Consider the following 25,546-nt stretch of genomic DNA (forward strand, 5'->3'; position numbering starts at 1 on the left):
AAGATTACAGCCGTAACGTCTATAATCAGCGCCCCACACAGAGGTAGAACATGACTGTAACGACTTTTTCCGAACTTGAACTCGATGAAAGCCTGCTCAATGCCCTTGAGAGCAAAGGCTTTACACGCCCGACCGCCATTCAGGCCGCGGCCATTCCGCCTGCGCTTGAGGGCCGCGATGTGCTCGGTTCTGCGCCAACCGGCACGGGGAAGACAGCAGCCTACTTGCTGCCTGTGTTGCAGCATTTGCTCGACTTTCCGCGTAAAAAATCAGGCCCGCCGCGCATTTTGATCCTGACCCCGACCCGTGAACTGGCGATGCAGGTTGCCGAACACGCGCGTGAGCTGGCGGCGAACACCCATCTGGATATCGCGACCATCACCGGCGGCGTAGCGTATATGAACCACGCCGAAGTGTTCAGCGAAAACCAGGATATCGTTGTCGCGACGACGGGCCGTCTGCTGCAATACATAAAAGAAGAGAACTTCGACTGCCGCGCGGTGGAAACGCTGATTCTCGATGAAGCTGACCGCATGCTGGACATGGGCTTTGCCCAGGATATCGAACACATCGCGGGTGAAACGCGCTGGCGTAATCAGACAATGCTGTTCTCGGCAACCCTTGAAGGGGATGCCATTAAAGATTTCGCCGAACGTCTGCTGGAAGATCCGGTGGAAGTGTCCGCTACGCCATCGACCCGTGAGCGTAAGAAGATCCACCAGTGGTACTACCGCGCAGATAACCTTGAGCATAAGGTTGAGTTGTTGAAACACCTGCTGAAGCAGGAAGAGGCAACCCGTACCATCGTCTTCGTACGCAAACGTGAGCGCGTGCATGAGCTGGCAGAAATGCTGCGCAACGCCGGCATTAACAACTGCTATCTCGAAGGTGAAATGGCGCAGGTTAAGCGAACCGAAGGGATTAAGCGCCTGACCGATGGCCGCGTGAATGTGCTGGTTGCCACCGATGTTGCCGCGCGTGGGATCGACATCCCGGACGTGAGCCACGTAATCAACTTTGATATGCCGCGCAGCGGTGATACTTACCTGCACCGTATTGGTCGTACCGGCCGTGCGGGCCGCAAAGGTATTGCTATCTCTCTGGTAGAAGCGCACGACCATTTGCTGCTACAGAAAATTGGCCGCTACGTTGAGGAGCCGCTGAAAGCTCGCGTGATTGACGGGCTTCGTCCGACCACACGTGCGCCGAGTGAAAAAATGACGGGTAAACCGTCCAAGAAAGCGCTCGCGAAACGTGCTGAGAGAAAAGAGAAAGAAAAAGAGAAGCCGCGCGTTAAACAGCGCCACCGCGATACCAAAAATATTGGTAAGCGCCGTAAGCCAAGTTCTGCTGCGCCAGAGACAAAAACGGAAGAGTAAAAAAAGCCGGGATATTCCCGGCTTTTTTATTCCACCCCCGAAGCTGAAACCTTACAGGCTTTCAGTAAAGGTACGCGCGATAACGTCGCGCTGCTGTTCCGGGGTCAGAGAGTTGAAACGCACCGCATAGCCAGACACACGGATGGTCAGCTGCGGGTATTTTTCCGGGTGCTCAACGGCATCCATCAGCGTTTCGCGACGCAGGACGTTAACGTTCAGGTGCTGACCGCCTTCCACGCGTACTTCTGGTTGCACTTGCATTGGAATTTCACGGTATTCAATTTCGCCCAGTTTGCTCACCGGAACGATTTCGTCTTCCGCAAAACCTGCTTTCGCTACTACACAGCGCGCTTCGTTTTTCTCGCTGTCCAGCAGCCAGAAAGAGTTCAGCAGATCGTCATTTGCAGCTTTAGTAATCTGGATACCTGTAATCATGTGTTGCCTCCCTTAGGCTACATTAACTGATGCTGGCCTTTTGCGGCCAATTGGTAAAACCATTGTTTGTTGTGTGTATATATAACATTCAGACCCGGGTGATTTATTGATTTAAATCAACAAAACCACCAACCACACAAAGAGTGTGGTCTGTATTTTTTGTTTTAGATCAATTTTAAAGATTTACCAATTCAACTTATCTGCCTGGTTTTCAACATAAATTGAGACACTTAGCCTGCTTTTCCGCGGGTAATTTTGCTCATTGGGGTTTAGCAGGTAAGCTAGACACAGAATGAGATTCGCAGGAGAGCGAGATGACAACACCTTTAACCTGGCATGACGTGCTGGCAGAAGAGAAGCAGCAGCCCTATTTTATTAACACCCTCAGTACCGTTGCGGCTGAACGGCAGGCCGGCCAGACAATTTATCCGCCGCAGAAAGATGTGTTTAACGCCTTCCGCTACACCGAACTGAGTGATGTAAAGGTGGTTATCCTGGGGCAGGATCCGTACCACGGCCCCGGGCAGGCTCACGGACTGGCATTTTCCGTGCGTCCGGGCGTGGCCATCCCCCCTTCTCTGCTGAATATGTATAAAGAGCTGGAAGGAACGATTCCTGGTTTCACCCGCCCTAATCACGGTTATCTGGAAAGCTGGGCGCGCCAGGGCGTGCTGTTGCTGAATACCGTATTAACCGTCCGGGCGGGTCAGGCACACTCCCACGCCAGTCTGGGATGGGAAACCTTTACCGATAAGGTTATCAGCCTGATCAATGAGCATCGTGAAGGCGTCGTGTTTTTACTCTGGGGTTCGCATGCCCAAAAGAAAGGGGCGATTATCGATCGTCAGCGTCACCACGTGCTGAAGGCACCGCACCCGTCGCCGCTGTCTGCGCATCGCGGTTTCTTTGGCAGTAATCATTTTGTTCTGACGAATGAGTGGCTGGAAAAGCGTGGCGAAAAGCCGATTGACTGGATGCCTGTGTTACCCGCAGAGAGCGAGTAGGGTTTGAATGTGCCGGGTCAGGCCCGGCACATAAAAGGCTTATGCCTTGTTCTGACGCCACCATTCCGCCAGCAGCACGCCGGTCGCAACGGATACGTTCAGGCTTTCAACGTTGCCTGTGCCGTCGATAGAGACGCTCAGGTCAGCGCTGGAGAGTGCCGCATCAGACAGACCATCACGCTCCTGACCTAACACCAGCACCATTTTGCGCGGCAGCGTCGCTTTAAACAGCGGCGTAGCGGCACGGCTTGAGGTGGTGACAATGGTGTAGCCCGCTTTACGGAATTGCTCCAGGGCTTCCAGCACGCTGTCGCCGGTGATCGGCTGAACATGCTCTGCACCGCCTTCCGCGGTACGAATCGCCGCACCGGATTCCAGCAGCGCGGCATCCTGCAACAGAACGCCTTTCACGCCAAAGTGCGCGCAGCTACGCATCATAGCGCCCAGGTTATGCGGGTTACCCACATCTTCCAGCGCCAGCACGCAGTCATCGGCATCCGCCTGGCTGACCCACTGCTGCACGGTAGTGCCGTTACGTTTTTTGATCAGGAAGCAGACGCCGCCGTGGTGTTCAGTCCCGGACGCTTTTGTCAGCTCGGCATCGTCAACCACGTGATAGGCTTTGCGGTTCGCCGCCATCCAGCGCAGCGCTTCTTTGAAACGCGGGGTCACGCTCTGAATAAACCATGCACGAACGATACACTCCGGGCGGCTCTGGAACAGGGCCTGACAGGCGTTCTCACCGTAGACACGGGTCTCTTCCGCACGCTGACGACGCAGCACTTCCGGATCGATAAAGCTTTTTCCGCTGATACCGCCGTGATCGGCTTTTTCGGTCGCCTCTTCACCGGGCGCGCGAGAAACGGTACGCCATGGCGATCCACCGTCACGGACAACATCATCGCGTTTGCGATCGTCACGCTTACGGTCATCACGTTTGCGGTCATCGCCGCGGTTATTTCTGTCATCGCGGGCGGGGCGACGGCCACCGTCTGCACGAGAAGACGCCGGACGCCCGCCACCTTTTCCGGTACGCGGATTTTGGGTGCGTTTATCAGAGTCATCATCACTGCGGACATACATCACTTTGACCTTGCCGCTTTTGTTTTTCATTTCGTCGTTCATGCTTTTCTCCACCAGCGCTGCGCGAAGCGCGCAGATTACCCGATGTGCAAGCTCATAGCCATAATTTCGTACAAAAGCCTGTGACTATTGTTCCCATTGAATAAAACGCATTGTCGTTTCATACAAGCTCACTGATAATATGTAACATATCAGAAACATTATCGGCGTTCTGCCGTTGTTCCACGGCTCTATCAGAGGTTAGTTATGAATACCGTATGTGCCAACTGTCAGGCTGTAAACCGCATTCCGGACGACCGGGTGGATGACGGTGCGAAATGCGGGCGTTGTGGCCACGAATTATTTGATGGCGATGTCATTAACGCGACGGGTGCTACGCTGGACAAACTCCTCAAGGACGATCTGCCTGTTGTGGTCGATTTCTGGGCACCGTGGTGCGGCCCCTGCCGTAACTTTGCGCCCATCTTCGAAGACGTGGCTGAAGAGCGCAGCGGGAAAATGCGTTTTGTCAAAGTGAATACCGAAGCGGAACGTGAACTCAGCGCCCGTTTTCGCATTCGCAGCATTCCAACCATTATGATTTTCAAAAATGGTGAAGTGATCGATATGCTCAATGGTGCAGTACCGAAAGCGCCTTTCGACAGCTGGTTAAACGAATCCCTGTAACATTCGCGGGGCATAGCTTGTGCCCCGTTCGCTCCTCTGCGAAAATGAGGTTTTTCCTGCCTTTTCGCCCATGACTGATAACGCTGTACTTCAATTACGCGCCGAGCGCCTTGCGCGCGCCACCCGCCCTTTTCTGGCCCGAGGCAATCGTATTCGCCGCTGCCAGCGCTGCCTTTTACCGCTGAAAGTGTGTCTGTGCGAAACGCTTGCACCGAGCGAGGCGAAAAGCCGCTTTTGTCTGGTCATGTTCGATACCGAACCGATGAAGCCCAGCAACACGGGGCGTTTGATCGCCGATATTCTGCCCAACACCGCAGCGTTTCAGTGGTCGCGCACTGAGCCACCTCAGGCTCTGCTCGACCTGGTGGCAAGCCCGGACTATCAGCCTATGGTCGTTTTCCCGGCATCATATGCAGGCGAACAACGTCAGGTGCTTACGGCGCCACCATCCGGTAAGCCGCCGCTGTTTATTATGCTCGACGGCACCTGGACCGAAGCGAGAAAGATGTTTCGCAAAAGCCCTTACCTTGATGCGCTGCCGGTGATTTCCGTCGATCTGTCGCGCGTTTCGGCCTATCGCTTGCGTGAAGCGCATGCCGACGGTCAATATTGCACCGCTGAAGTCGCTATTGCGCTACTGGATCTGGCGGGCGATACCCAGGCGGCCGGCGCGCTGGGCTCCCACTTCTCCTGCTTCCGTGAACGTTATCTTGCGGGAAAAACCGTTCATAAGGGTAGCGTCACAGCAACAGAGACAGAAAGCGTTTAAAATCATCAGGTCGCTTGCATTCACGGGAGGCCTGCATGAGCCAGAGAGGGTTAGAAGCGCTACTCCGTCCGAAATCCATTGCCGTTATTGGCGCCTCGATGAAACCGGACCGCGCAGGGTATCTGATGATGCGTAACCTGTTGGCTGGCGGGTTTAACGGCCCGGTCATGCCCGTTACGCCCGCTTATAAAGCGGTACAGGGAGTACTGGCGTGGCCGGATGTGCAGAGCCTGCCTTTCGTTCCCGACCTCGCCGTGCTCTGTACACATGCGAAACGAAACCTCGAACTGCTTGAGTCGCTCGGTCAGAAAGGCTGTAAAACCTGCATTATTCTTTCCTCGCCTCCTGAACAGCAGCCCGAACTGCTGGCCTGCGCCAGCCGCTACCAGATGCGCATTCTTGGTCCAAACAGCCTCGGCCTACTTGCGCCCTGGCAAGGGCTGAATGCCAGTTTTTCCCCGGTTCCGATCCGTAAAGGCAAACTGGCCTTTATTTCGCAGTCGGCTGCGGTATCCAATACCATCCTCGACTGGGCGCAGCAGCGTGAGATGGGCTTTTCCTACTTCATCGCTTTGGGCGACAGCCTGGACATTGACGTCGATGAGCTGCTGGATTTCCTGACGCGTGACAGCAAAACCAGCGCTATCCTGCTCTACCTTGAACACCTGAGCGACGCCCGTCGTTTTGTGTCGGCGTCGCGTAGCGCATCGCGTAATAAACCGATACTGGTCATCAAAAGCGGGCGCAGCCCCGCGGCTCAGCGCCTGCTACATTCCCGTTCCGGGATGGATCCCGCATGGGATGCAGCGATCCAGCGCGCCGGTTTACTGCGGGTACAGGATACGCACGAGCTTTTTTCCGCCGTCGAAACGTTAAGCCACATGCGCCCCCTGCGCGGTGAAAAACTGATGATTGTCAGCAACGGTGCCGCTCCCGCCGCCCTGGCGCTGGACGAGCTCTGGCTACGCAACGGCAAGCTGGCCACGCTGGGTGAAGAGACGCTACAGCGCCTGCGGGACGCGTTACCGGGAAGCGTTGTTCCCGATAATCCCCTCGATTTGCGCGATGATGCCAGCAGCGATCGTTACATTAAGGCGATCACGATTTTGCTCGATAGCCAGGACTTTGATGCGCTGATGATTATCCATTCGCCCAGCGCGGTTGCGCCAGGCAGCGAAAGTGCGCGTGCGCTGATTGAGGCAGTCCGAAACCATCCCCGCGGCAAATACGTTACCCTGCTGACCAACTGGTGCGGCGAGTTCTCCTCCCAGGAGGCACGGCGTCTGTTTAGTGAAGCCGGGTTGCCAACCTACCGTACCCCGGAGGGCACCATTACCGCGTTTATGCATATGGTTGAATACCGCCGCAACCAGAAGCAGCTGCGTGAAACGCCTGCCCTGCCGGGCAATCTCACCGCAAATTCGGTGGATGTGCACAGGCTTTTGCAGCAGGCCATCGAAGAGGGCGCCACTTCTCTTGATACACATGAGGTACAACCCATTCTTGGCAGCTATGGGATGCAAACCCTGCCCACCTGGATTGCCGGCGACAGCGCTGAGGCGGTACATATCGCTGAGCAGATTGGTTATCCGGTCGCGCTGAAGCTGCGCTCTCCCGATATTCCGCACAAATCGGATGTGCAGGGCGTCATGCTGTATCTGCGCACCGCGACAGAAGTACAACAGGCCGCGGATGCCATTATCGATCGCGTAAAAATGACGTGGCCACAGGCCCGGATCCACGGCCTGCTGGTGCAGAGCATGGCCAACCGTGCAGGTGCGCAGGAGCTACGCGTGGTTGTCGAACACGATCCGGTTTTTGGTCCGCTCATTATGCTGGGTGAAGGCGGCGTTGAGTGGCGGCCAGAAGAACAGGCGGTTGTCGCGCTTCCTCCTCTAAACATGAACCTGGCGCGTTATTTGATTATTCAGGCCATCAAAAGCAAAAAAATCCGCGGGAGAAGCGCTCTGCGGCCGCTTGATATCGCCGGGTTAAGCCAGTTTCTGGTGAAGGTCTCCAACCTCATTGTTGACTGTGCGGAGATCCAGCGCCTGGATATCCACCCCCTTCTTGCCTCCGGAAATGAATTTACCGCGCTGGACGTGACGCTGGATATTGCGCCCTTTATCGGTGATCGGGAAAGCCGTCTCGCCATTCGTCCTTATCCTCTTCATCTGGAAGAGTGGGTGGAGATGAAAAATGGGGAACGGGCGCTGTTTCGCCCTATCCTGCCGGAAGACGAGCCGCTGCTGCGGGCGTTCATCTCGCAGGTGACGAAGGAAGATTTGTACTATCGCTATTTCAGCGAAATCAATGAATTTACCCACGATGATTTAGCCAATATGACCCAGATCGACTACGATCGAGAAATGGCGATTGTGGCGGTCCGCCGTTCCGGAGCGGGAGAGGAGATCCTCGGCGTGACGCGTGCCATTTCCGACCCGGATAACGTGGATGCCGAGTTTGCCGTACTGGTGCGTTCCGATCTTAAGGGTTTGGGGTTGGGCAGACGGCTGCTCGAAAAACTCATTGGTTATACGCGCGATCACGGATTGTCACGCCTGAATGGCATTACTATGCCAAACAATCGGGGTATGGTGACCCTGGCGCGGAAGCTCGGTTTTGACGTTGATATCCAGCTGGATGAAGGCATTGTCTCTCTGTCCCTCAGCCTGATTTCGACGGATAAACAAGAGTAAGCTGCTGGAAATGTTACCCACTTTTCGCGGCACTGGGGTATCATTGTCCGCTTATGTTGTTTGCCTGGTACAGACAACCCTTCAATGAACAGAGAAGAAACGCACTGTGATGTTGTCAAAATTTAAGCGTAATAAACATCAACAACACCTTGCTCAACTACCGAAGATTTCTCAGTCAGTTGATGATGTAGAGTTCTTTTATGCTCCCGCTCATTTCCGGGAGACGCTTCTTGAAAAGATTGCCAGCGCTACGCGACGTATTTGTATTGTGGCGCTCTATCTTGAACAAGATGAAGGTGGGCGTGCGATCCTTAACGCGCTCTATGAAGCGAAACGTCAGCGTCCGGAACTGGATGTTCGCGTGCTGGTTGACTGGCACCGTGCTCAGCGCGGCCGTATTGGAGCGGCTGCCTCGAATACCAATGCTGACTGGTATTGCCGCACGGCCCAGGAAAATCCGGGTATTGATATCCCGGTGTATGGCGTACCGGTGAATACCCGTGAAGCGCTTGGCGTTCTTCATTTTAAAGGATTTATCATTGATGACAGCGTCCTTTATAGCGGTGCCAGCCTGAATGATGTGTATCTCCATCAGCTCGATAAATACCGCTACGATCGCTACCATCTGATCCGCAATCCGCAGATGGCCGACATCATGTTCAACTGGGTTGATAAAAACCTGGTTCATGGCCGGGGTGTGCACCGTCTTGACGATCCTCATCGTCCGAAAAGCCCGGAAATCAAAAACGACGTTCGCTCCTTCCGCCAGGAACTGCGCGATGCGGTTTATCGTTTTCAGGGGGATGCCAGTAATGAAGAACTGTCCGTTACGCCTCTGGTAGGCCTGGGAAAATCCAGCCTGCTGAACAAGACCATCTTCCATTTGATGCCGTGCGCGGAGCATAAGCTCACCATCTGTACCCCGTACTTCAACCTTCCCGCCGTTCTGGTGCGTAATATCATTCAGCTGCTGCGTGATGGTAAAAAGGTGGAAATTATTGTCGGGGATAAAACGGCAAATGACTTTTTCATTCCGGAAGATCAACCTTTCAAGATCATCGGCGCACTGCCTTATCTCTATGAGATTAACCTGCGCCGCTTCCTGAGCCGTTTACAGTACTATGTGAACACAGACCAGCTGGTTGTGCGTCTCTGGAAAGATGAAGACAACAGCTATCACCTCAAAGGAATGTGGGTGGATGATGAGTGGATGCTGCTGACCGGTAATAATCTCAACCCACGCGCCTGGCGTCTGGATCTGGAAAACGCAATCCTTATTCACGATCCTCAGCATGCGTTAGCCGCGAAACGCGATCGTGAGCTGGAGCTTATACGCACGCATACCACAGTGGTTCGTCATTATCGCGATCTGCAAAGCATCGCTGATTATCCGGTGAAAGTTCGCAAGCTGATTCGCCGTCTACGTCGGATCCGTATCGACCGCCTCATCAGCCGCATTCTGTAATACACGAGCCCTGTCATCGACGGGGCTTTTTTATGGAGTCTGTTAATGCGTACGCCTTTCCTGATAATCCCTCTTTTCCTGACCGGTTGCAGCCATATGGCTAATGATAACTGGTCGGGTCAGGATAAAGCTCAACACTTTCTGGCGTCTGCAATGTTGTCCGCTGCGGGTAATGAATATGCGCTGCACCAGGGTTATAGCCGGGATCGAAGTGCCACAATGGGGCTGATGTTCTCCATCAGCCTGGGGGCATCAAAAGAACTTTGGGATAGCCGCCCCTCGGGAAGCGGCTGGAGCTGGAAAGATTTTGCCTGGGACGTAGCCGGGGCAACAACCGGCTACGCCGTCTGGCAGATGGCGCATTATTAAAGGCGGATCCCTTTTCCTTTACGATGCAGCATCAGGGAGACAATAAACGCCAGCGCCCCCATGATGGTGACATACCAGAAAAAGGTCGATTCACTGCCCCATGACTTAAGGGATAGCGCGACATACTCTGCCGAACCGCCGAACAGGGCGTTAGCGACCGCATAAGAGAGGCCTACGCCCAGCGCCCTCACCTGTGCGGGAAACATTTCCGCTTTCAAAATGCCACTGATTGCCGTGTAAAAACTAATAATAATAAGCGCCACCATAATCAAAGCGAAAGCGGCATAGGGAGAGGTTGTATGCTGTAGCGCCGTCAAAAGCGGAACAGTCCCCAGGGTGAGCATGCCACCAAAGATCAGCATGGAGGTGCGGCGACCTATTTTGTCCGACAGCGCGCCAACAATCGGCTGTATGAGCATAAAGACCAGTAACGCCACCGTCATGACGACGCTCGCAACGTTAGCATGCATGCCCGTGGTGTTGACCAGATATTTTTGCATATAGGTGGTGAAGGTATAGAAGCTTAGCGAGCCTGCGGCGGTAAAGCCTAATACCATCAAAAACGCTTTGCGGTTTCGCCACAGCCCTTTCATCGAACCGGCTTCTTTCAGCGCCCTGACCTCCTGCTGGGAGGTTTCATCAAGCTGACGGCGTAACCACAGCGCCACAACCGCCAGGGCAGCCCCCAGGGCAAACGGGATGCGCCAGCCCCAGGCGCGTAAATCTTCATCGCTAAGGATTTGTTGAAGGATCACCACAACCAGTAACGCCAGCAGCTGACCGCCAATGAGGGTTACATACTGGAATGATGCATAGAAACCTTTGCGCCCTTCAACAGCTACTTCGCTCATGTATGTCGCGCTGGTGCCGTATTCGCCACCCACTGACAGCCCCTGGAACAGGCGTGCCAGCAGCAACAACGCCGGTGCCCATGTTCCGATAGTGTCATATCCGGGCAGGCAGGCAATCACCAGCGAGCCGACGCACATCATGCATACGGAGATGAGCATGGATGTCTTGCGCCCTTTCCTGTCCGCGATCCTGCCGAACAGCCATCCGCCAATGGGACGCATCAGGAACCCGGCGGCAAAAACGCCTGCGGTTTGCAGAAGCTGCGTTGTAGTGTTCCCTGACGGGAAGAAGATATGTGCAAAGTAGAGTGAACAAAATGAATAGACGTAAAAATCAAACCACTCTACAAGGTTCCCCGATGAAGCTCCAACGATTGCCCAAACCCGACGGCGAGTATCCTTGCCTGCTAAACTTGTGTTATCCGTATCTGCACTGGCTACGGTTTCTGTCATTTTAAAATCCCCTGTCTCACATTGCGGGCCATTGCCCACAAACAGTAAAACCGGATTTAAAACGAATCGTTAGGTAAATAAAATGTTTCCAATATGTTTCATTGGATTTTGTGAACTCGATCAGGTATCGAATTATTAGCGGACGTAGTAATTATCCCCACGCTTGCTGGTGAGCCTTTTTTCGCTGCAAATAATCTTCATCAGCACGAATTTTATCCCACCACGTTTTGAACACCGCAGCGGCTTCTGCTTTTACTGGATCGTGATCGAGGGGTTTGACCTGGCGCTTCTCATCATACTTTTTACCGCCTTTATGATTGGCGTATCGCCGGGCACGGGTGTATCCCATCTGTATGAATTTACGCGCCATATCCATGCCGACAAAATCGTTTTTCCTGCGGTATTCTTCAAAAAGGGCGTAGATCTCTTCTGCCGAACGCGCTGCGACTTCAGCATTTTTATAACGCCAGTGCGGCAGGATTTCGCTTTTATAAGGCTCGACCATCAATACGCCCTGCTCACCCCGGCCCACCTGATACCGTTCGGGATGTTCGCGAAAATTAATATTGGCAAAATCTTGTTGATAATCAAAGGGACGAGTCAAAGCGGCACCATTGTTAAAATTGTTTTAACAATTGTAGGCCGGATAAGGGGAAGCCGCCATCCGGCATGTTTTCCACGTACAAAGCAAAAAACCCCGCACCTTACGGTACGGGGTTCTTCTTGATTGATGCCTGGCAGTTCCCTACTCTCACATGGGGAGACCCCACACTACCATCGGCGCTACGGCGTTTCACTTCTAAGTTCGGCATGGGGTCAGGTGGGACCACCGCGCTAAAGCCGCCAGGCAAATTCTGTTTAATCTGTATCAGGCTGAAAATCGTGTCTGTCTCTTCGCCAAAACAGCTTCGGCGTTGTAAGGTTAAGCCTCACGGTTCATTAGTATCGGTTAGCTCAACGCATCGCTGCGCTTACACACCCGACCTATCAACGTCATCGTCTTTAACGTTCCTTCAGGAGACTTAAAGTCTCAGGGAGAACTCATCTCGGGGCAAGTTTCGTGCTTAGATGCTTTCAGCACTTATCTCTTCCGCATTTAGCTACCGGGCAGTGCCATTGGCATGACAACCCGAACACCAGTGATGCGTCCACTCCGGTCCTCTCGTACTAGGAGCAGCCCCCCTCAATTCTCCAGCGCCCACGGCAGATAGGGACCGAACTGTCTCACGACGTTCTAAACCCAGCTCGCGTACCACTTTAAATGGCGAACAGCCATACCCTTGGGACCTACTTCAGCCCCAGGATGTGATGAGCCGACATCGAGGTGCCAAACACCGCCGTCGATATGAACTCTTGGGCGGTATCAGCCTGTTATCCCCGGAGTACCTTTTATCCGTTGAGCGATGGCCCTTCCATTCAGAACCACCGGATCACTATGACCTGCTTTCGCACCTGCTCGCGCCGTCACGCTCGCAGTCAAGCTGGCTTATGCCATTGCACTAACCTCCTGATGTCCGACCAGGATTAGCCAACCTTCGTGCTCCTCCGTTACTCTTTGGGAGGAGACCGCCCCAGTCAAACTACCCACCAGACACTGTCCGCAACCCGGGTAACGGGTCTACGTTAGAACACCAGCCATTAAAGGGTGGTATTTCAAGGTTGGCTCCACGCAGACTGGCGTCCACGCTTCAAAGCCTCCCACCTATCCTACACATCAAGGACCAGTGTTCAGTGTCAAGCTATAGTAAAGGTTCACGGGGTCTTTCCGTCTTGCCGCGGGTACACTGCATCTTCACAGCGAGTTCAATTTCACTGAGTCTCGGGTGGAGACAGCCTGGCCATCATTACGCCATTCGTGCAGGTCGGAACTTACCCGACAAGGAATTTCGCTACCTTAGGACCGTTATAGTTACGGCCGCCGTTTACCGGGGCTTCGATCAAGAGCTTCGCGTTGCCGCTAACCCCATCAATTAACCTTCCGGCACCGGGCAGGCGTCACACCGTATACGTCCACTTTCGTGTTTGCACAGTGCTGTGTTTTTAATAAACAGTTGCAGCCAGCTGGTATCTTCGACTGATTTCAGCTCCGCCCGCAGGGGCTTCACCTACACATCAGCGTGCCTTCTCCCGAAGTTACGGCACCATTTTGCCTAGTTCCTTCACCCGAGTTCTCTCAAGCGCCTTGGTATTCTCTACCTGACCACCTGTGTCGGTTTGGGGTACGATTTCGTGTTACCTGATGCTTAGAGGCTTTTCCTGGAAGCAGGGCATTTATCACTTCAGCACCGTAGTGCCTCGTCATCACACCTCAGCGTTAATAAGGTACCGGATTTACCTGGAACCTCCGCCTACATGCTTAAACCGGGACAACCGTCGCCCGGCTGACATAGCCTTCTCCGTCCCCCCTTCGCAGTAACACCAAGTACAGGAATATTAACCTGTTTCCCATCGACTACGCCTTTCGGCCTCGCCTTAGGGGTCGACTCACCCTGCCCCGATTAACGTTGGACAGGAACCCTTGGTCTTCCGGCGAGCGGGCTTTTCACCCGCTTTATCGTTACTTATGTCAGCATTCGCACTTCTGATACCTCCAGCATGCCTCACAGCACACCTTCAACGGCTTACAGAACGCTCCCCTACCCAACAACGCATAAGCGTCGCTGCCGCAGCTTCGGTGCATGGTTTAGCCCCGTTACATCTTCCGCGCAGGCCGACTCGACCAGTGAGCTATTACGCTTTCTTTAAATGATGGCTGCTTCTAAGCCAACATCCTGGCTGTCTGTGCCTTCCCACATCGTTTCCCACTTAACCATGACTTTGGGACCTTAGCTGGCGGTCTGGGTTGTTTCCCTCTTCACGACGGACGTTAGCACCCGCCGTGTGTCTCCCGTGATAACATTCTTCGGTATTCGTAGTTTGCATCGGGTTGGTAAGCCGGGATGGCCCCCTAGCCGAAACAGTGCTCTACCCCCGAAGATGAGTTCACGAGGCGCTACCTAAATAGCTTTCGGGGAGAACCAGCTATCTCCCGGTTTGATTGGCCTTTCACCCCCAGCCACAGGTCATCCGCTAATTTTTCAACATTAGTCGGTTCGGTCCTCCAGTTAGTGTTACCCAACCTTCAACCTGCCCATGGCTAGATCACCGGGTTTCGGGTCTATACCCTGCAACTTAACGCCCAGTTAAGACTCGGTTTCCCTTCGGCTCCCCTATACGGTTAACCTTGCTACAGAATATAAGTCGCTGACCCATTATACAAAAGGTACGCAGTCACCCCATAAAGAGGCTCCCACTGCTTGTACGTACACGGTTTCAGGTTCTTTTTCACTCCCCTCGCCGGGGTTCTTTTCGCCTTTCCCTCACGGTACTGGTTCACTATCGGTCAGTCAGGAGTATTTAGCCTTGGAGGATGGTCCCCCCATATTCAGACAGGATACCACGTGTCCCGCCCTACTCTTCGAGTTCACAGCATGTGTGCTTTCGTGTACGGGACTATCACCCTGTACCGTCGGACTTTCCAGACCGTTCCACTAACACACAAGCTGATTCAGACTCCGGGCTGCTCCCCGTTCGCTCGCCGCTACTGGGGGAATCTCGGTTGATTTCTTTTCCTCGGGGTACTTAGATGTTTCAGTTCCCCCGGTTCGCCTCGTTAACCTATGTATTCAGTTAACGATAGTGCAACGGATTGCACTGGGTTTCCCCATTCGGACATCGCCGGGTCAAGGGTTCATATCACCTCGCCGGCGCTTTTCGCAGATTAGCACGTCCTTCATCGCCTCTGACTGCCAGGGCATCCACCGTGTACGCTTAGTCGCTTAACCTCACAACCCGAAGATGTTTCTTTCGATTCACCATCGACTTGCGAAAATTTGAGAGACTCGAACACACATGAGCTGTGTGTCGTTTCAATTTTCAGCTTGATCCAGATTTTTAAAGAGCAAATATCTCAAACATGACTCGCAAGTCAGTTTTGAGATATTAAGGCAGGTGACTTTCACTCACGAACCAGCAAGTGGCGTCCCCTAGGGGATTCGAACCCCTGTTACCGCCGTGAAAGGGCGGTGTCCTGGGCCTCTAGACGAAGGGGACGTACAGTCTCAATCGCAAGACGCCTTGCTATTTACTTTTCATCAGACAATCTGTGTGAGCACTGCAAAGGCAGGTTCTTTAAGGTAAGGAGGTGATCCAACCGCAGGTTCCCCTACGGTTACCTTGTTACGACTTCACCCCAGTCATGAATCACAAAGTGGTAAGCGCCCTCCCGAAGGTTAAGCTACCTACTTCTTTTGCAACCCACTCCCATGGTGTGACGGGCGGTGTGTACAAGGCCCGGGAACGTATTCACCGTGGCATTCTGATCCACGATTACTAGCGATTCCGACTTCATGGAGTCGAGTTGCAGACTCCAATCCGGACTACGACGCACTTTATGAGGTCCGCTTGCTCTCGCGAGGTCGCTTCTCTTTGTATGCGCCATTGTAGCACGTGTGTAGCCCTACTCGTAAGGGCCATGATGACTTGACGTCATCCCCACCTTCCTCCAGTTTATCACTGGCAGTCTCCTTTGAGTTCCCGGCCTAACCGCTGGCAACAAAGGATAAGGGTTGCGCTCGTTGCGGGACTTAACCCAACATTTCACAACACGAGCTGACGACAGCCATGCAGCACCTGTCTCAGAGTTCCCGAAGGCACCAAAGCATCTCTGCTAAGTTCTCTGGATGTCAAGAGTAGGTAAGGTTCTTCGCGTTGCATCGAATTAAACCACATGCTCCACCGCTTGTGCGGGCCCCCGTCAATTCATTTGAGTTTTAACCTTGCGGCCGTACTCCCCAGGCGGTCGACTTAACGCGTTAGCTCCGGAAGCCACGCCTCAAGGGCACAACCTCCAAGTCGACATCGTTTACGGCGTGGACTACCAGGGTATCTAATCCTGTTTGCTCCCCACGCTTTCGCACCTGAGCGTCAGTCTTTGTCCAGGGGGCCGCCTTCGCCACCGGTATTCCTCCAGATCTCTACGCATTTCACCGCTACACCTGGAATTCTACCCCCCTCTACAAGACTCTAGCCTGCCAGTTTCGAATGCAGTTCCCAGGTTGAGCCCGGGGATTTCACATCCGACTTGACAGACCGCCTGCGTGCGCTTTACGCCCAGTAATTCCGATTAACGCTTGCACCCTCCGTATTACCGCGGCTGCTGGCACGGAGTTAGCCGGTGCTTCTTCTGCGGGTAACGTCAATTGCTGAGGTTATTAACCTCAACACCTTCCTCCCCGCTGAAAGTACTTTACAACCCGAAGGCCTTCTTCATACACGCGGCATGGCTGCATCAGGCTTGCGCCCATTGTGCAATATTCCCCACTGCTGCCTCCCGTAGGAGTCTGGACCGTGTCTCAGTTCCAGTGTGGCTGGTCATCCTCTCAGACCAGCTAGGGATCGTCGCCTAGGTGAGCCGTTACCCCACCTACTAGCTAATCCCATCTGGGCACATCCGATGGCAAGAGGCCCGAAGGTCCCCCTCTTTGGTCTTGCGACGTTATGCGGTATTAGCTACCGTTTCCAGTAGTTATCCCCCTCCATCAGGCAGTTTCCCAGACATTACTCACCCGTCCGCCACTCGTCAGCGAAGCAGCAAGCTGCTTCCTGTTACCGTTCGACTTGCATGTGTTAGGCCTGCCGCCAGCGTTCAATCTGAGCCATGATCAAACTCTTCAATTTAAAAGTTTGATGCTCAATGAATTAAACTTCGTAATGAATTACGTGTTCACTCGTTGAGACTTGGTATTCATTTAGTGTCCGAAGACATTAAGAATCCATGTCACTTTGAGTGCCCACACAGATTGTCTGATAAATTGTTAAAGAGCAGTGCCGCTTCGTTTTCGCTGCGGCGCGGGGTGTGCATATTACGCTTTCCCGCCTCAGAGTCAAGCGTTTGTTTTGCTTTTCTCTGCTGACCCGGCGGCTTGCGTGCCGTTGTTCCGTGTCAGTGGAGGCGCATTATAGGGAGTAATTCCGAACCTGCAAGGATAAAGTGAAAATTATTTACTGACCGCTCATTTTCCAGGCAAATCACATCCCAGACCTCAATTTTCGCCTGGTTTTTAAACAAAAACGAGCCGCAAGCGGCCCGTTTTTGCGTTTTGTGACTTACTGCACTGCCACAATGCGATCGTCGTTGGCTTCCAGACGAATAACTTTGCCCGGAACCAGCTCCCCAGAGAGGATTTGCTGTGCCAGCGGGTTTTCGATCTGCTGCTGGATAGCACGTTTTAACGGACGCGCACCATAAACAGGATCGTAACCATTCTCGCTCAGCAGCTTCAGCGCATCGTCGGAAATGTGGATTTCATACCCACGCTCTTCCAGACGTTTGTACAGACGCTGCAACTGGATCTGCGCAATCGACGCGATGTGTTTCTCGCCCAGCGGATGGAACACGACCACTTCATCAATACGGTTGATGAACTCCGGACGGAAGTTTTGGCTGACCACACCCAGCACAAGATCTTTCATATGGCTGTAATCCAGCTCACCGAAGCGTTCCTGAATCAAATCGGAACCCAGGTTCGAGGTCATGATCACCACCGTGTTACGGAAGTCGACCGTTCTTCCCTGCCCGTCCGTCAGACGCCCATCATCCAGCACCTGCAACAGAATGTTAAACACGTCAGGATGAGCCTTTTCCACTTCATCCAGCAGGATGACGGAATAAGGACGACGACGAACCGCTTCCGTCAGGTAACCGCCCTCTTCATAACCGACATATCCCGGAGGCGCACCGACCAGACGCGAGACGGAGTGTTTCTCCATAAACTCGGACATATCGATACGCACCATCGCGTCATCGCTGTCGAACATAAAGTTAGCCAGCGCTTTACACAGCTCGGTTTTACCGACACCGGTTGGCCCCAGGAAAAGGAACGAGCCGATTGGACGATTCGGATCGGACAGCCCCGCACGGCTACGACGAATGGCGTTAGATACCGCTTCGACCGCTTCGTTCTGTCCAATGACGCGCTGATGCAGATCCTGCTCCATACGCAGCAGTTTCTCACGTTCGCTTTCCATCATGCGAGCCACAGGAATACCCGTCCAGCGCGCCAGCACTTCGGCAATCTCGGCATCCGTCACTTTATTACGCAACAGACGCATGGTTTTGCCTTCCGACTGCGTGGCGATCTCAAGCTGTTTTTCCAGCTCAGGGATCTTGCCGTACTGTAGCTCGGACATCCGCGCCAGATCTCCTACGCGACGGGCCTGCTCAATGGCAATTTTCGCCTGCTCCAGCTCCGCCTTGATTGTCTGGGTGCCAGAGAGTGAGGCTTTCTCAGCTTTCCACTCTTCTTCCAGCTCAGAATACTGACGCTCTTTCTCGTCCAGTTCTTCGTTAAGCATATCGAGGCGTTTCTTACTCGCTTCGTCAGACTCTTTGTTCAGCGCCTGCTGTTCCAGCTTGAGCTGGATAATGCGGCGATCGAGTCGGTCCAGCTCTTCCGGTTTCGAGTCAATCTGCATACGGATGCTGGACGCCGCTTCATCGATAAGGTCGATGGCTTTATCCGGCAACTGACGGTCGGCAATGTAACGATGCGAAAGCGTCGCCGCCGCAACGATGGCCGGGTCAGTGATCTGCACGTGATGGTGCAGCTCATAACGCTCTTTCAGTCCTCGCAAAATGGCGATGGTATCTTCAACGCTTGGTTCAGCGACAAACACCTTCTGGAAGCGACGCTCCAGCGCGGCATCTTTTTCAATGTACTGACGATACTCGTCCAGCGTAGTGGCGCCGACGCAGTGAAGTTCACCACGCGCCAGCGCAGGTTTCAGCATGTTCCCGGCATCCATTGCGCCGTCAGCTTTACCCGCCCCCACCATGGTGTGCAGTTCGTCGATAAACAGGATGACGTTACCTTCCTGTTTCGCCAGATCGTTCAGCACGCCTTTCAGACGCTCTTCAAATTCACCGCGGTATTTCGCCCCGGCCACCAGCGCGCCCATATCCAGCGCCAGTACGCGACGGCCTTTCAGCCCTTCGGGCACTTCGCCATTAACGATACGCTGCGCCAGCCCTTCAACGATGGCGGTTTTACCGACGCCAGGCTCACCAATCAGCACCGGGTTGTTTTTGGTACGACGTTGCAGTACCTGGATAGTCCGACGAATTTCTTCGTCACGGCCGATTACCGGGTCAAGTTTGCCCTGCTCGGCACGTTCGGTCAGGTCGACCGTAAATTTCTTCAAAGCCTGACGTTGGTCTTCGGCTCCCTGGTCGTTCACGCTTTCACCTCCGCGCATTTTCTCAATCGCCTGGGTCACATTAGCGGTGGTTGCACCGGCGGATTTCAGCAGGTCGGTTAAGGTACCGCGTGATTCAAGCGCCGCCAGAACAAACAGCTCTGACGAAATAAAGTTGTCCCCACGTTTTTGCGCCAGCTTGTCGCAAAGGTTCAGCACGCGCACCAGATCCTGCGACGGCTGCACGTCGCCGCCGGTACCTTCTACCTGCGGTAAACGGCTCAGCGCCTGATCGATGGCGGTGCGTAACTGGCCGGCATTAATGCCAGCGGACGTTAATAAAGGACGTACCGATCCCCCTTCCTGATTCAGCAAGGCGCTCATTAAATGAAGAGGTTCGATAAATTGGTTGTCGTGCCCCAGTGCGAGGGACTGGGCATCGGCGAGAGCAAGCTGGAATTTATTAGTAAGACGATCCAGACGCATAACTCCTCCCATAACAGGTCAAATTTGCTACTGGAGATTAAATGAGGTCATCCCTCAATTATTCAAGGTTAATAACCTGAATTATGTGAAAAGAAAACGGCGCGTACCGGATCGTCTTGATTCTTTAGGTTATATCAGCCAAATGAAACTTGCCATACGACCTGTCGTCTTGTCGCGGCGATAGGAGAAAAAATCACCCTTTTCGGTGAAGGTACAGCGATCTCCGCCGAAGATTTGGGTCACGCCGACGTTATTCAGGCGCTGGCGGGCAAGCTGATAAATATCGGCCAGATATTTATCTCCGGAAGCCACAAACGCTTCGACCGCTTGCGGATCTTTTTCCATAAAGGCATCCCGCACTTCGGGCCCTACCTCAAACGCCTGCGGGCCAATCGCCGGGCCAAGCCAGGCGATGAGATTTGCAGAATCGTCATGGAAGCAGGCAACGGTCTCTTCCAGCACGCCTTCGCACAGGCCTCGCCATCCGGCGTGGGCAGCAGCCACTTCAGTCCCTGCCTGATTGCAGAACAACACCGGCAGGCAATCAGCAGTCATCACCGCGCAAACCGTTCCCGGCGTATTGCTGTACGAAGCATCGGCGCGCTTAGACGCATAGGGCTCCCCCGTCAGCTTCAGCACCGCTTTACCATGCACCTGCTCAAGCCAGACCGGTTTTGAAGGAAGGTTTCCCGCAGCAAAGAGGCGTTTACGGTTCTCTTCAACGTGCTCCAGGTTATCACCACAGTGCGCACCGAGGTTCAGTGACTCCCACGCGCCCTGGCTCACGCCACCGATACGGGTTGAACTACAGGCGGCCACGCCTTCAGGCAGTGGCCATTCCGGGACAATCAGTTTGGTCATAACCAGTCCACGTGATCCTTATGTTCTTCGAAATCTGCGCGCATCGCGTCGATAAGTTCCACCATATCCTGTGGGATCGGCGCATGCCATTCCATCTGAATTCCGGTGATTGGGTGGTAAAGACGTAGCATCGTCGCATGCAGCGCCTGGCGATCGAATTTACGCAGCACGGAGATGAATTCATCCGATGCGCCCTTTGGTGGACGCGGACGACCGCCGTAAACAGGGTCCCCCACCAGCGGATGGGTAATATGCGCCATGTGCACGCGGATCTGGTGAGTACGCCCGGTTTCCAGACGCAGACGCAGGCGCGTATGAATACGGAAATGTTCCATGATGCGGTAGTGGGTTACCGCCGGTTTGCCCATCGGGTGTACAGACATATGCGTACGCTTGGTTGGGTGACGGCTGATAGGCTCTTCCACCGTGCCGCCAGAGGTCATATGACCAATCGCCACCGCTTCATACTCACGGGTGATTTCGCGCAGTTGCAACGATTCCACCAGGCGAGTCTGGGCGGGAACCGTCTTCGCCACCACCATCAGACCCGTGGTGTCTTTATCCAGACGGTGAACGATACCGGCACGCGGTACATCGGCAATCGGCGGATAATAATGAAGGAGAGCGTTAAGTACCGTACCGTCAGGATTGCCCGCGCCCGGGTGAACAACAAAGTCGCGCGGCTTGTTGATGACCAGAATGTCGTCATCTTCGTAGACGATATCCAGCGGGATATCCTGCGGCTCGAAGCGGACTTCCTCTTCGATTTCAGCATTGATGGCGACAGCTTCCCCACCAAACACTTTCTCTTTTGGTTTGTCCCAGATCTTGCCGTTTACCAGCACGCGCTGGTCAAGGATCCATTCTTTTATGCGTGAACGCGAATAATCAGGGAACAATTCGGCCAAAGCCTGATCTAAGCGTTGACCGAGCTGATTTTCGGAGACTGTTGCGGTGAGTTCTACTCGTTGTGCCATAAACTGCTTCTTCGTTTAACGTTGGGTTTTACGGCTTTGCCGTTTAATATAGTGTGCTATTGTAGCTGGTCTTAATCGGGAGCAGGAACTGAGTTTCTCCCGGACAAACATTTGAGGAAAGTCAAAACGTCATGACGCGCATGAAATATCTGGTGGCAGCGGCCACGTTGAGCCTGGCTTTGGTGGGCTGCTCCGGTTCGAATGAACAGGTCCCTGACAATCCGCCGAATGAAATCTATGCGACTGCACAACAAAAGTTGCAGGACGGTAACTGGAAACAGGCGATAACGCAACTGGAAGCGTTGGATAATCGCTATCCGTTTGGCCCGTATTCGCAGCAGGTACAGTTAGATCTTATCTACGCCTACTACAAAAATGCCGATCTGCCGCTGGCTCAGGCAACCATCGATCGTTTCATGCGTCTGAACCCTACCCATCCTAACATCGATTACGTGATGTACATGCGCGGCCTGACTAACATGGCGCTGGATGATAGTGCATTGCAGGGCTTCTTCGGGGTGGATCGTTCCGACCGTGACCCGCAACATGCGCGTGATGCTTTCAATGACTTCTCCAAACTGGTGCGTAGCTACCCGAACAGCCAGTACATTACCGATGCCACTAAGCGTCTGGTATTCCTGAAAGATCGTCTGGCGAAATATGAGTACTCCGTTGCGGAATACTACACCCGCCGTGGCGCATGGGTTGCCGTGGTTAACCGTGTAGAAGGCATGCTGCGTGATTATCCGGATACCCAGGCCACGCGTGATGGCCTGAAGCTGATGGAAAATGCGTATCGCCAGATGCAGATGACGGCTCAGGCTGACAAAGTGGCGAAAATCATCGCCGCGAACAGCAGCAACACCTGATACCGCTACAACGCATAACGGCAGCCCGCGGGCTGCCGTTTTTTTATTCTTTCACACTTACGCTGAAGCGGTTTAGCTTCAACACATCCATTCAACTATGACCGCAATTGTTGGCTTCGACAAGGTAAATCTCACCTCTTCCTGCCCTGCCTCACAAAAAAGATTCCCTGACAAAAACCGACAAAATAACGTGATCTAAATCACACATTTTGACATTAGGTCGGGTATGCTGGAATCACCAAGACGGAAAGACAAGAGGTAAAATTTATGACAATGAACATTACCAGTAAACAAATGGAAATTACTCCGGCAATCCGCCAGCACGTCGCAGACCGTCTCGCCAAACTGGATAAATGGCAAACACATTTGATTAATCCACATATCATCCTGTCCAAGGAGCCGCAGGGTTTCATCGCTGATGCAACTATCAATACTCCAAACGGCCATCTGGTCGCCAGCGCAAAACACGAGGATATGTACACCGCAATTAACGATTTGATCAACAAGCTGGAACGGCAGCTCAATAAAGTGCAACACAAAGGTGAAGCACGTCGCGCCGCAACCTCGGTGAAAGACGCCAGCTTCGCGGAAGAAGTTGAAGAAGAGTAATCCTCTAAAATTGAGTGTACCGACAACGCGCCTTCGGGCGCGTTTTTTATTGACAGGATCAAAACAGTGCAGGTACTTTAACCTATCAATTTCAGGATGACCTTATGAAACAGACGCCGTTTTTCTTCGCATTCTTTTTTACCTTCCCCTGACCGGGAGGCGTTTCGTCGTGTGATAAAGAATGCGAAGACGAACAACAAGGCCTCCCACACCGGGAGGCCTTTTTTATTGATAACGATAAAATGAGACAGACAACACTATGACACCGGAAAACCCGCTCCTGGATTTACGCGTAAAAATCAGTGCACTCGACGAAAAATTACTGGCCCTGCTGGCAGAACGCCGCGCGCTCGCCGTTGAAGTGGGCAAAGCCAAGCTCGAGTCCCATCGGCCGGTGCGCGATATCGATCGCGAACGTGATTTACTGGAACGGTTGATTCAACTCGGCAAAGCGCATCATCTGGATGCGCACTACATCACCCGCCTGTTCCAGCTCATCATCGAAGACTCCGTTCTGACGCAACAAGCCCTGCTCCAGCAGCATCTGAACAAAACCAACCCGCACTCTGCTCGTATCGCTTTCCTCGGCCCGAAAGGGTCCTATTCTCACCTGGCAGCTCGCCAGTACGCAGCCCGCCATTTCGAAGAGTTTATTGAGAGCGGCTGCGCGAAATTTGCAGACATTTTCAACCAGGTCGAAACCGGCCAGGCAGATTACGCCGTAGTGCCTATTGAGAACACCAGTTCCGGTGCCATCAATGATGTTTACGATCTGCTCCAGCACACCAGCCTGTCGTTAGTCGGCGAGTTGACTATCCCTATCGATCACTGCGTGCTGGTCTCTGGCTCAACCGATCTGAGTCAGATCGAAACGGTGTACAGCCACCCGCAGCCGTTCCAGCAGTGCAGCCAGTTCCTGAACCGTTATCCGCACTGGAAAATTGAATACACCGAAAGCACCTCGGCGGCGATGGAAAAAGTGGCGCAGGCAAACTCTTCTGCCGTCGCGGCTCTCGGTAGCGAAGCGGGCGGCGCGCTGTATGGCTTACAGGTGCTGGAACGCAATCTGGCCAACCAGACGCAGAATATCACCCGTTTCGTGGTTCTGGCCCGCAAGGCCATCAACGTGTCGGACCAGGTCCCGGCGAAAACCACCCTGCTGATGGCGACCGGCCAGCAGGCGGGTGCGCTGGTTGAAGCGCTGCTGGTGCTGCGTAATCACAACCTGATCATGACGAAGCTGGAATCCCGCCCAATACATGGCAACCCGTGGGAAGAAATGTTTTATCTCGACGTTCAGGCCAACCTGGAGTCTGCGTCCATGCAGAAAGCCCTGCGCGAACTGGGCGAGATCACACGCTCCATGAAAGTGCTGGGCTGCTATCCGAGCGAAAACGTGGTCCCGGTCGATCCGGCTTAACGTTCGATAAAGCGGCTTTTCTTCATCCCTGCCACATTTACAGGCAGGGTGAAGATGGCACCGGAAAGCGGATATTTCGCCAGCTCCTCCGCCTCCATATTTTCCCGCGTGGTGGTGATAAACAGCGTTTTCATATCGTCGCCGCCAAAGCAGACCATTGTCGGGCAGCGTACCGGCAGCCGATACTCTTCCAGCTGTTCGCCTTGCGGTGAAAACCGTGCGATACGCCAGCCGTCAAACAGTGCGCTCCAGTAGCAGCCTTCCTCATCCATTGCCGCACCGTCGGGTATACCTTCTCCCTCGCTAAACCGGCGAAACTCTTCGCGCTTACCGGGTTCTCCCTGCTCATCAAGCGGCGTACGGTAGATCACGCCGTTCGGCGTATCAGAAGTAAACATCCACCGTTTATCAGGACTAAACGCTAAACCGTTATGCCCGTGAATATCGCACTGGATCACTTGCGGCGTCAGGTCGTTGTCGATACGCATCAGCATGGCGCCGTTATAATCTCCCGGCCCCCAGAACGTGCCCGCATAAAACCGTCCCTGATGATCGGTACCGCCATCGTTAAAGCGTGCAAGCTGCGGGTTGGACGGGTTATCGCAAACCTTACGCTGGAGCAGGCCGTGTTTATCGGTCAGCCAGATGGCGTTTCGCATCGCGACGATAAATCCGCCGCGTTCACGCAGGGCAAAACACCCAACTTCTTCATGGAATGAGAGCACCGAGTGTTCCGCGGTGGGCAGATGGTACCGATGGATCTCCCCTTCCAGGATATCCGCCCAGTAGAGCGCCTTCTCGTCTGCACTCCATGTCGGGCATTCGGGCAGATGCCCGGTATAGTTCAACAGCAGCTGCGGTTCAGCCATGACAGTTCCCCAAAATGAAAAAAGCCAGCAATGCTGGCTTTCAGTAT

19 protein-coding genes, 1 tRNA gene, 3 rRNA genes and 1 other annotated feature are annotated in these 25,546 nt (G+C 53.7%); of the genes, 11 read left to right on the forward strand and 12 right to left on the reverse strand.

Translation table 11 applies throughout. From position 1 onward, the window contains the following. Positions 1-50 precede the first annotated feature (50 nt). Positions 51-1,379: an ATP-dependent RNA helicase SrmB gene (gene srmB / locus ACQG0T_RS17095; protein ID WP_017383554.1), complete on the forward strand. Its 1,329-nt coding sequence runs from the start codon at positions 51-53 to the stop codon at positions 1,377-1,379. Between the two features lie 51 nt (positions 1,380-1,430). Here the strand turns inward: srmB and grcA are convergent, their stop codons facing one another. Next, positions 1,431-1,814, reverse strand: coding sequence for an autonomous glycyl radical cofactor GrcA (gene grcA, locus ACQG0T_RS17100; protein ID WP_003860727.1), 384 nt, complete (start codon positions 1,812-1,814; stop codon positions 1,431-1,433). A 314-nt stretch (positions 1,815-2,128) separates the two neighbouring features. On the opposite strand from grcA, the gene ung reads away from it, so the two are divergent. Next, positions 2,129-2,818, forward strand: coding sequence for a uracil-DNA glycosylase (gene ung, locus ACQG0T_RS17105; protein ID WP_003860729.1), 690 nt, complete (start codon positions 2,129-2,131; stop codon positions 2,816-2,818). A gap of 39 nt (positions 2,819-2,857) precedes the next feature. Here ung and ACQG0T_RS17110 read toward each other — a convergent pair whose 3' ends face one another. Next, complete coding sequence (locus ACQG0T_RS17110) at positions 2,858-3,943, reverse strand: tRNA/rRNA methyltransferase (protein WP_017383555.1); 1,086 nt, start codon at positions 3,941-3,943, stop codon at positions 2,858-2,860. Between the two features lie 204 nt (positions 3,944-4,147). Here ACQG0T_RS17110 and trxC point away from each other — a divergent pair, with 204 nt between their 5' ends. From trxC to ACQG0T_RS17135, 5 genes are all read left to right on the forward strand, one after another. Next, positions 4,148-4,567, forward strand: coding sequence for a thioredoxin TrxC (gene trxC, locus ACQG0T_RS17115; protein WP_015572133.1), 420 nt, complete (start codon positions 4,148-4,150; stop codon positions 4,565-4,567). A gap of 70 nt (positions 4,568-4,637) precedes the next feature. After that, positions 4,638-5,336 (forward strand): tRNA-uridine aminocarboxypropyltransferase, encoded by a 699-nt coding sequence (tapT, locus tag ACQG0T_RS17120; protein WP_015572132.1) that lies wholly within the window; start codon positions 4,638-4,640, stop codon positions 5,334-5,336. Between the two features lie 35 nt (positions 5,337-5,371). Continuing rightward, entirely contained in the window at positions 5,372-8,035 is a 2,664-nt protein-coding gene (locus ACQG0T_RS17125; RefSeq protein WP_252051254.1) for a bifunctional acetate--CoA ligase family protein/GNAT family N-acetyltransferase, read from the forward strand. Between the two features lie 109 nt (positions 8,036-8,144). After that, positions 8,145-9,500 (forward strand): CDP-diacylglycerol--serine O-phosphatidyltransferase, encoded by a 1,356-nt coding sequence (gene pssA / locus ACQG0T_RS17130; protein ID WP_026094276.1) that lies wholly within the window; start codon positions 8,145-8,147, stop codon positions 9,498-9,500. A 45-nt stretch (positions 9,501-9,545) separates the two neighbouring features. Then, on the forward strand, positions 9,546-9,869 hold the full coding sequence (locus ACQG0T_RS17135) for a YfiM family lipoprotein (RefSeq protein ID WP_003860739.1): 324 nt from the start codon (positions 9,546-9,548) through the stop codon (positions 9,867-9,869). On the opposite strand, the gene ACQG0T_RS17140 is transcribed toward ACQG0T_RS17135, so the two are convergent. The 9 genes from ACQG0T_RS17140 to rluD all read right to left on the reverse strand — a co-directional run bounded on the left by ACQG0T_RS17140 (position 9,866) and on the right by rluD (position 21,732). Then, complete coding sequence (locus ACQG0T_RS17140) at positions 9,866-11,173, reverse strand: MFS family transporter (protein ID WP_017383558.1); 1,308 nt, start codon at positions 11,171-11,173, stop codon at positions 9,866-9,868. The two genes, ACQG0T_RS17135 and ACQG0T_RS17140, sit on opposite strands and share 4 nt — an antisense overlap. A 151-nt stretch (positions 11,174-11,324) precedes the next feature. After that, the gene (locus ACQG0T_RS17145) at positions 11,325-11,777 is read right to left on the reverse strand and encodes a DUF4385 domain-containing protein (protein ID WP_032619240.1); all 453 of its coding nucleotides are present in this window, start codon (positions 11,775-11,777) and stop codon (positions 11,325-11,327) included. A gap of 128 nt (positions 11,778-11,905) precedes the next feature. Continuing rightward, positions 11,906-12,021: ribosomal RNA gene (gene rrf / locus ACQG0T_RS17150) — 5S ribosomal RNA — on the reverse strand. A gap of 70 nt (positions 12,022-12,091) precedes the next feature. Then, positions 12,092-14,997, reverse strand: a 23S ribosomal RNA gene (locus tag ACQG0T_RS17155). A 192-nt stretch (positions 14,998-15,189) separates the two neighbouring features. After that, positions 15,190-15,265: transfer RNA gene (locus tag ACQG0T_RS17160), tRNA-Glu, on the reverse strand. Between the two features lie 84 nt (positions 15,266-15,349). Further along, a 16S ribosomal RNA gene (locus tag ACQG0T_RS17165) occupies positions 15,350-16,891 on the reverse strand. Together the 16S, 23S and 5S rRNA genes with 1 tRNA gene alongside form the textbook arrangement of a ribosomal RNA operon. A gap of 429 nt (positions 16,892-17,320) precedes the next feature. After that, positions 17,321-19,894 carry an ATP-dependent chaperone ClpB gene (gene clpB / locus ACQG0T_RS17170; RefSeq protein WP_017692862.1) on the reverse strand — a complete coding sequence of 858 codons (2,574 nt, stop codon included), beginning with the start codon at positions 19,892-19,894 and terminating at the stop codon, positions 17,321-17,323. A 129-nt stretch (positions 19,895-20,023) separates the two neighbouring features. After that, positions 20,024-20,755: a purine nucleoside phosphorylase YfiH gene (gene yfiH, locus ACQG0T_RS17175; protein ID WP_023304261.1), complete on the reverse strand. Its 732-nt coding sequence runs from the start codon at positions 20,753-20,755 to the stop codon at positions 20,024-20,026. Then, a complete protein-coding gene (gene rluD, locus ACQG0T_RS17180) occupies positions 20,752-21,732 on the reverse strand; it encodes a 23S rRNA pseudouridine(1911/1915/1917) synthase RluD (protein WP_017383977.1) in 981 nt (326 codons plus the stop codon). Before rluD ends, yfiH begins: the two co-directional genes overlap by 4 nt. A gap of 131 nt (positions 21,733-21,863) precedes the next feature. On the opposite strand from rluD, the gene bamD reads away from it, so the two are divergent. The 4 genes from bamD (at position 21,864) to pheA (ending at position 24,630) form a co-directional block, all read left to right on the forward strand. Further along, positions 21,864-22,601, forward strand: coding sequence for an outer membrane protein assembly factor BamD (bamD, locus tag ACQG0T_RS17185; protein ID WP_003863164.1), 738 nt, complete (start codon positions 21,864-21,866; stop codon positions 22,599-22,601). Between the two features lie 267 nt (positions 22,602-22,868). After that, positions 22,869-23,210 (forward strand): ribosome-associated translation inhibitor RaiA, encoded by a 342-nt coding sequence (raiA, locus tag ACQG0T_RS17190; RefSeq protein WP_003863162.1) that lies wholly within the window; start codon positions 22,869-22,871, stop codon positions 23,208-23,210. A gap of 103 nt (positions 23,211-23,313) precedes the next feature. Beyond that, positions 23,314-23,439 (forward strand) — a sequence feature (Phe leader region). Next, positions 23,315-23,362: a pheA operon leader peptide PheL gene (gene pheL / locus ACQG0T_RS17195; protein WP_100229775.1), complete on the forward strand. Its 48-nt coding sequence runs from the start codon at positions 23,315-23,317 to the stop codon at positions 23,360-23,362. (Overlaps the previous feature by 48 nt.) Positions 23,440-23,469: 30 nt before the next feature. Beyond that, complete coding sequence (gene pheA, locus ACQG0T_RS17200) at positions 23,470-24,630, forward strand: bifunctional chorismate mutase/prephenate dehydratase (protein WP_015571567.1); 1,161 nt, start codon at positions 23,470-23,472, stop codon at positions 24,628-24,630. Here pheA and ACQG0T_RS17205 read toward each other — a convergent pair. Next, positions 24,627-25,499 (reverse strand): SMP-30/gluconolactonase/LRE family protein, encoded by an 873-nt coding sequence (locus ACQG0T_RS17205; protein WP_017383978.1) that lies wholly within the window; start codon positions 25,497-25,499, stop codon positions 24,627-24,629. The genes pheA and ACQG0T_RS17205 overlap by 4 nt on opposite strands. Between the last annotated feature and the right edge of the window lie 47 nt (positions 25,500-25,546).

The organism is Enterobacter cloacae complex sp. 302F9, assembly GCF_050030335.1.
Taxonomy (GTDB): Bacteria; Pseudomonadota; Gammaproteobacteria; order Enterobacterales; family Enterobacteriaceae; genus Enterobacter; species Enterobacter hormaechei_C.

What these genes read in the sequence shown, in the direction of transcription:
- ACQG0T_RS17125 (WP_252051254.1), top strand. Translation starts at nt 5,372, where the DNA reads ATGAGCCAGAGAGGGTTAGAAGCGCTACTCCGTCCGAAATCCATTGCC.
- pssA (WP_026094276.1), top strand. Translation starts at nt 8,145, where the DNA reads ATGTTGTCAAAATTTAAGCGTAATAAACATCAACAACACCTTGCTCAA.
- ACQG0T_RS17135 (WP_003860739.1), top strand. Translation starts at nt 9,546, where the DNA reads ATGCGTACGCCTTTCCTGATAATCCCTCTTTTCCTGACCGGTTGCAGC.
- ACQG0T_RS17205 (WP_017383978.1), bottom strand. Translation starts at nt 25,499, where the DNA reads ATGGCTGAACCGCAGCTGCTGTTGAACTATACCGGGCATCTGCCCGAA.
- ACQG0T_RS17110 (WP_017383555.1), bottom strand. Translation starts at nt 3,943, where the DNA reads ATGAACGACGAAATGAAAAACAAAAGCGGCAAGGTCAAAGTGATGTAT.
- bamD (WP_003863164.1), top strand. Translation starts at nt 21,864, where the DNA reads ATGACGCGCATGAAATATCTGGTGGCAGCGGCCACGTTGAGCCTGGCT.
- ACQG0T_RS17140 (WP_017383558.1), bottom strand. Translation starts at nt 11,173, where the DNA reads ATGACAGAAACCGTAGCCAGTGCAGATACGGATAACACAAGTTTAGCA.
- tapT (WP_015572132.1), top strand. Translation starts at nt 4,638, where the DNA reads ATGACTGATAACGCTGTACTTCAATTACGCGCCGAGCGCCTTGCGCGC.
- pheA (WP_015571567.1), top strand. Translation starts at nt 23,470, where the DNA reads ATGACACCGGAAAACCCGCTCCTGGATTTACGCGTAAAAATCAGTGCA.
- trxC (WP_015572133.1), top strand. Translation starts at nt 4,148, where the DNA reads ATGAATACCGTATGTGCCAACTGTCAGGCTGTAAACCGCATTCCGGAC.
- yfiH (WP_023304261.1), bottom strand. Translation starts at nt 20,755, where the DNA reads ATGACCAAACTGATTGTCCCGGAATGGCCACTGCCTGAAGGCGTGGCC.
- raiA (WP_003863162.1), top strand. Translation starts at nt 22,869, where the DNA reads ATGACAATGAACATTACCAGTAAACAAATGGAAATTACTCCGGCAATC.
- clpB (WP_017692862.1), bottom strand. Translation starts at nt 19,894, where the DNA reads ATGCGTCTGGATCGTCTTACTAATAAATTCCAGCTTGCTCTCGCCGAT.
- ung (WP_003860729.1), top strand. Translation starts at nt 2,129, where the DNA reads ATGACAACACCTTTAACCTGGCATGACGTGCTGGCAGAAGAGAAGCAG.
- srmB (WP_017383554.1), top strand. Translation starts at nt 51, where the DNA reads ATGACTGTAACGACTTTTTCCGAACTTGAACTCGATGAAAGCCTGCTC.
- grcA (WP_003860727.1), bottom strand. Translation starts at nt 1,814, where the DNA reads ATGATTACAGGTATCCAGATTACTAAAGCTGCAAATGACGATCTGCTG.
- rluD (WP_017383977.1), bottom strand. Translation starts at nt 21,732, where the DNA reads ATGGCACAACGAGTAGAACTCACCGCAACAGTCTCCGAAAATCAGCTC.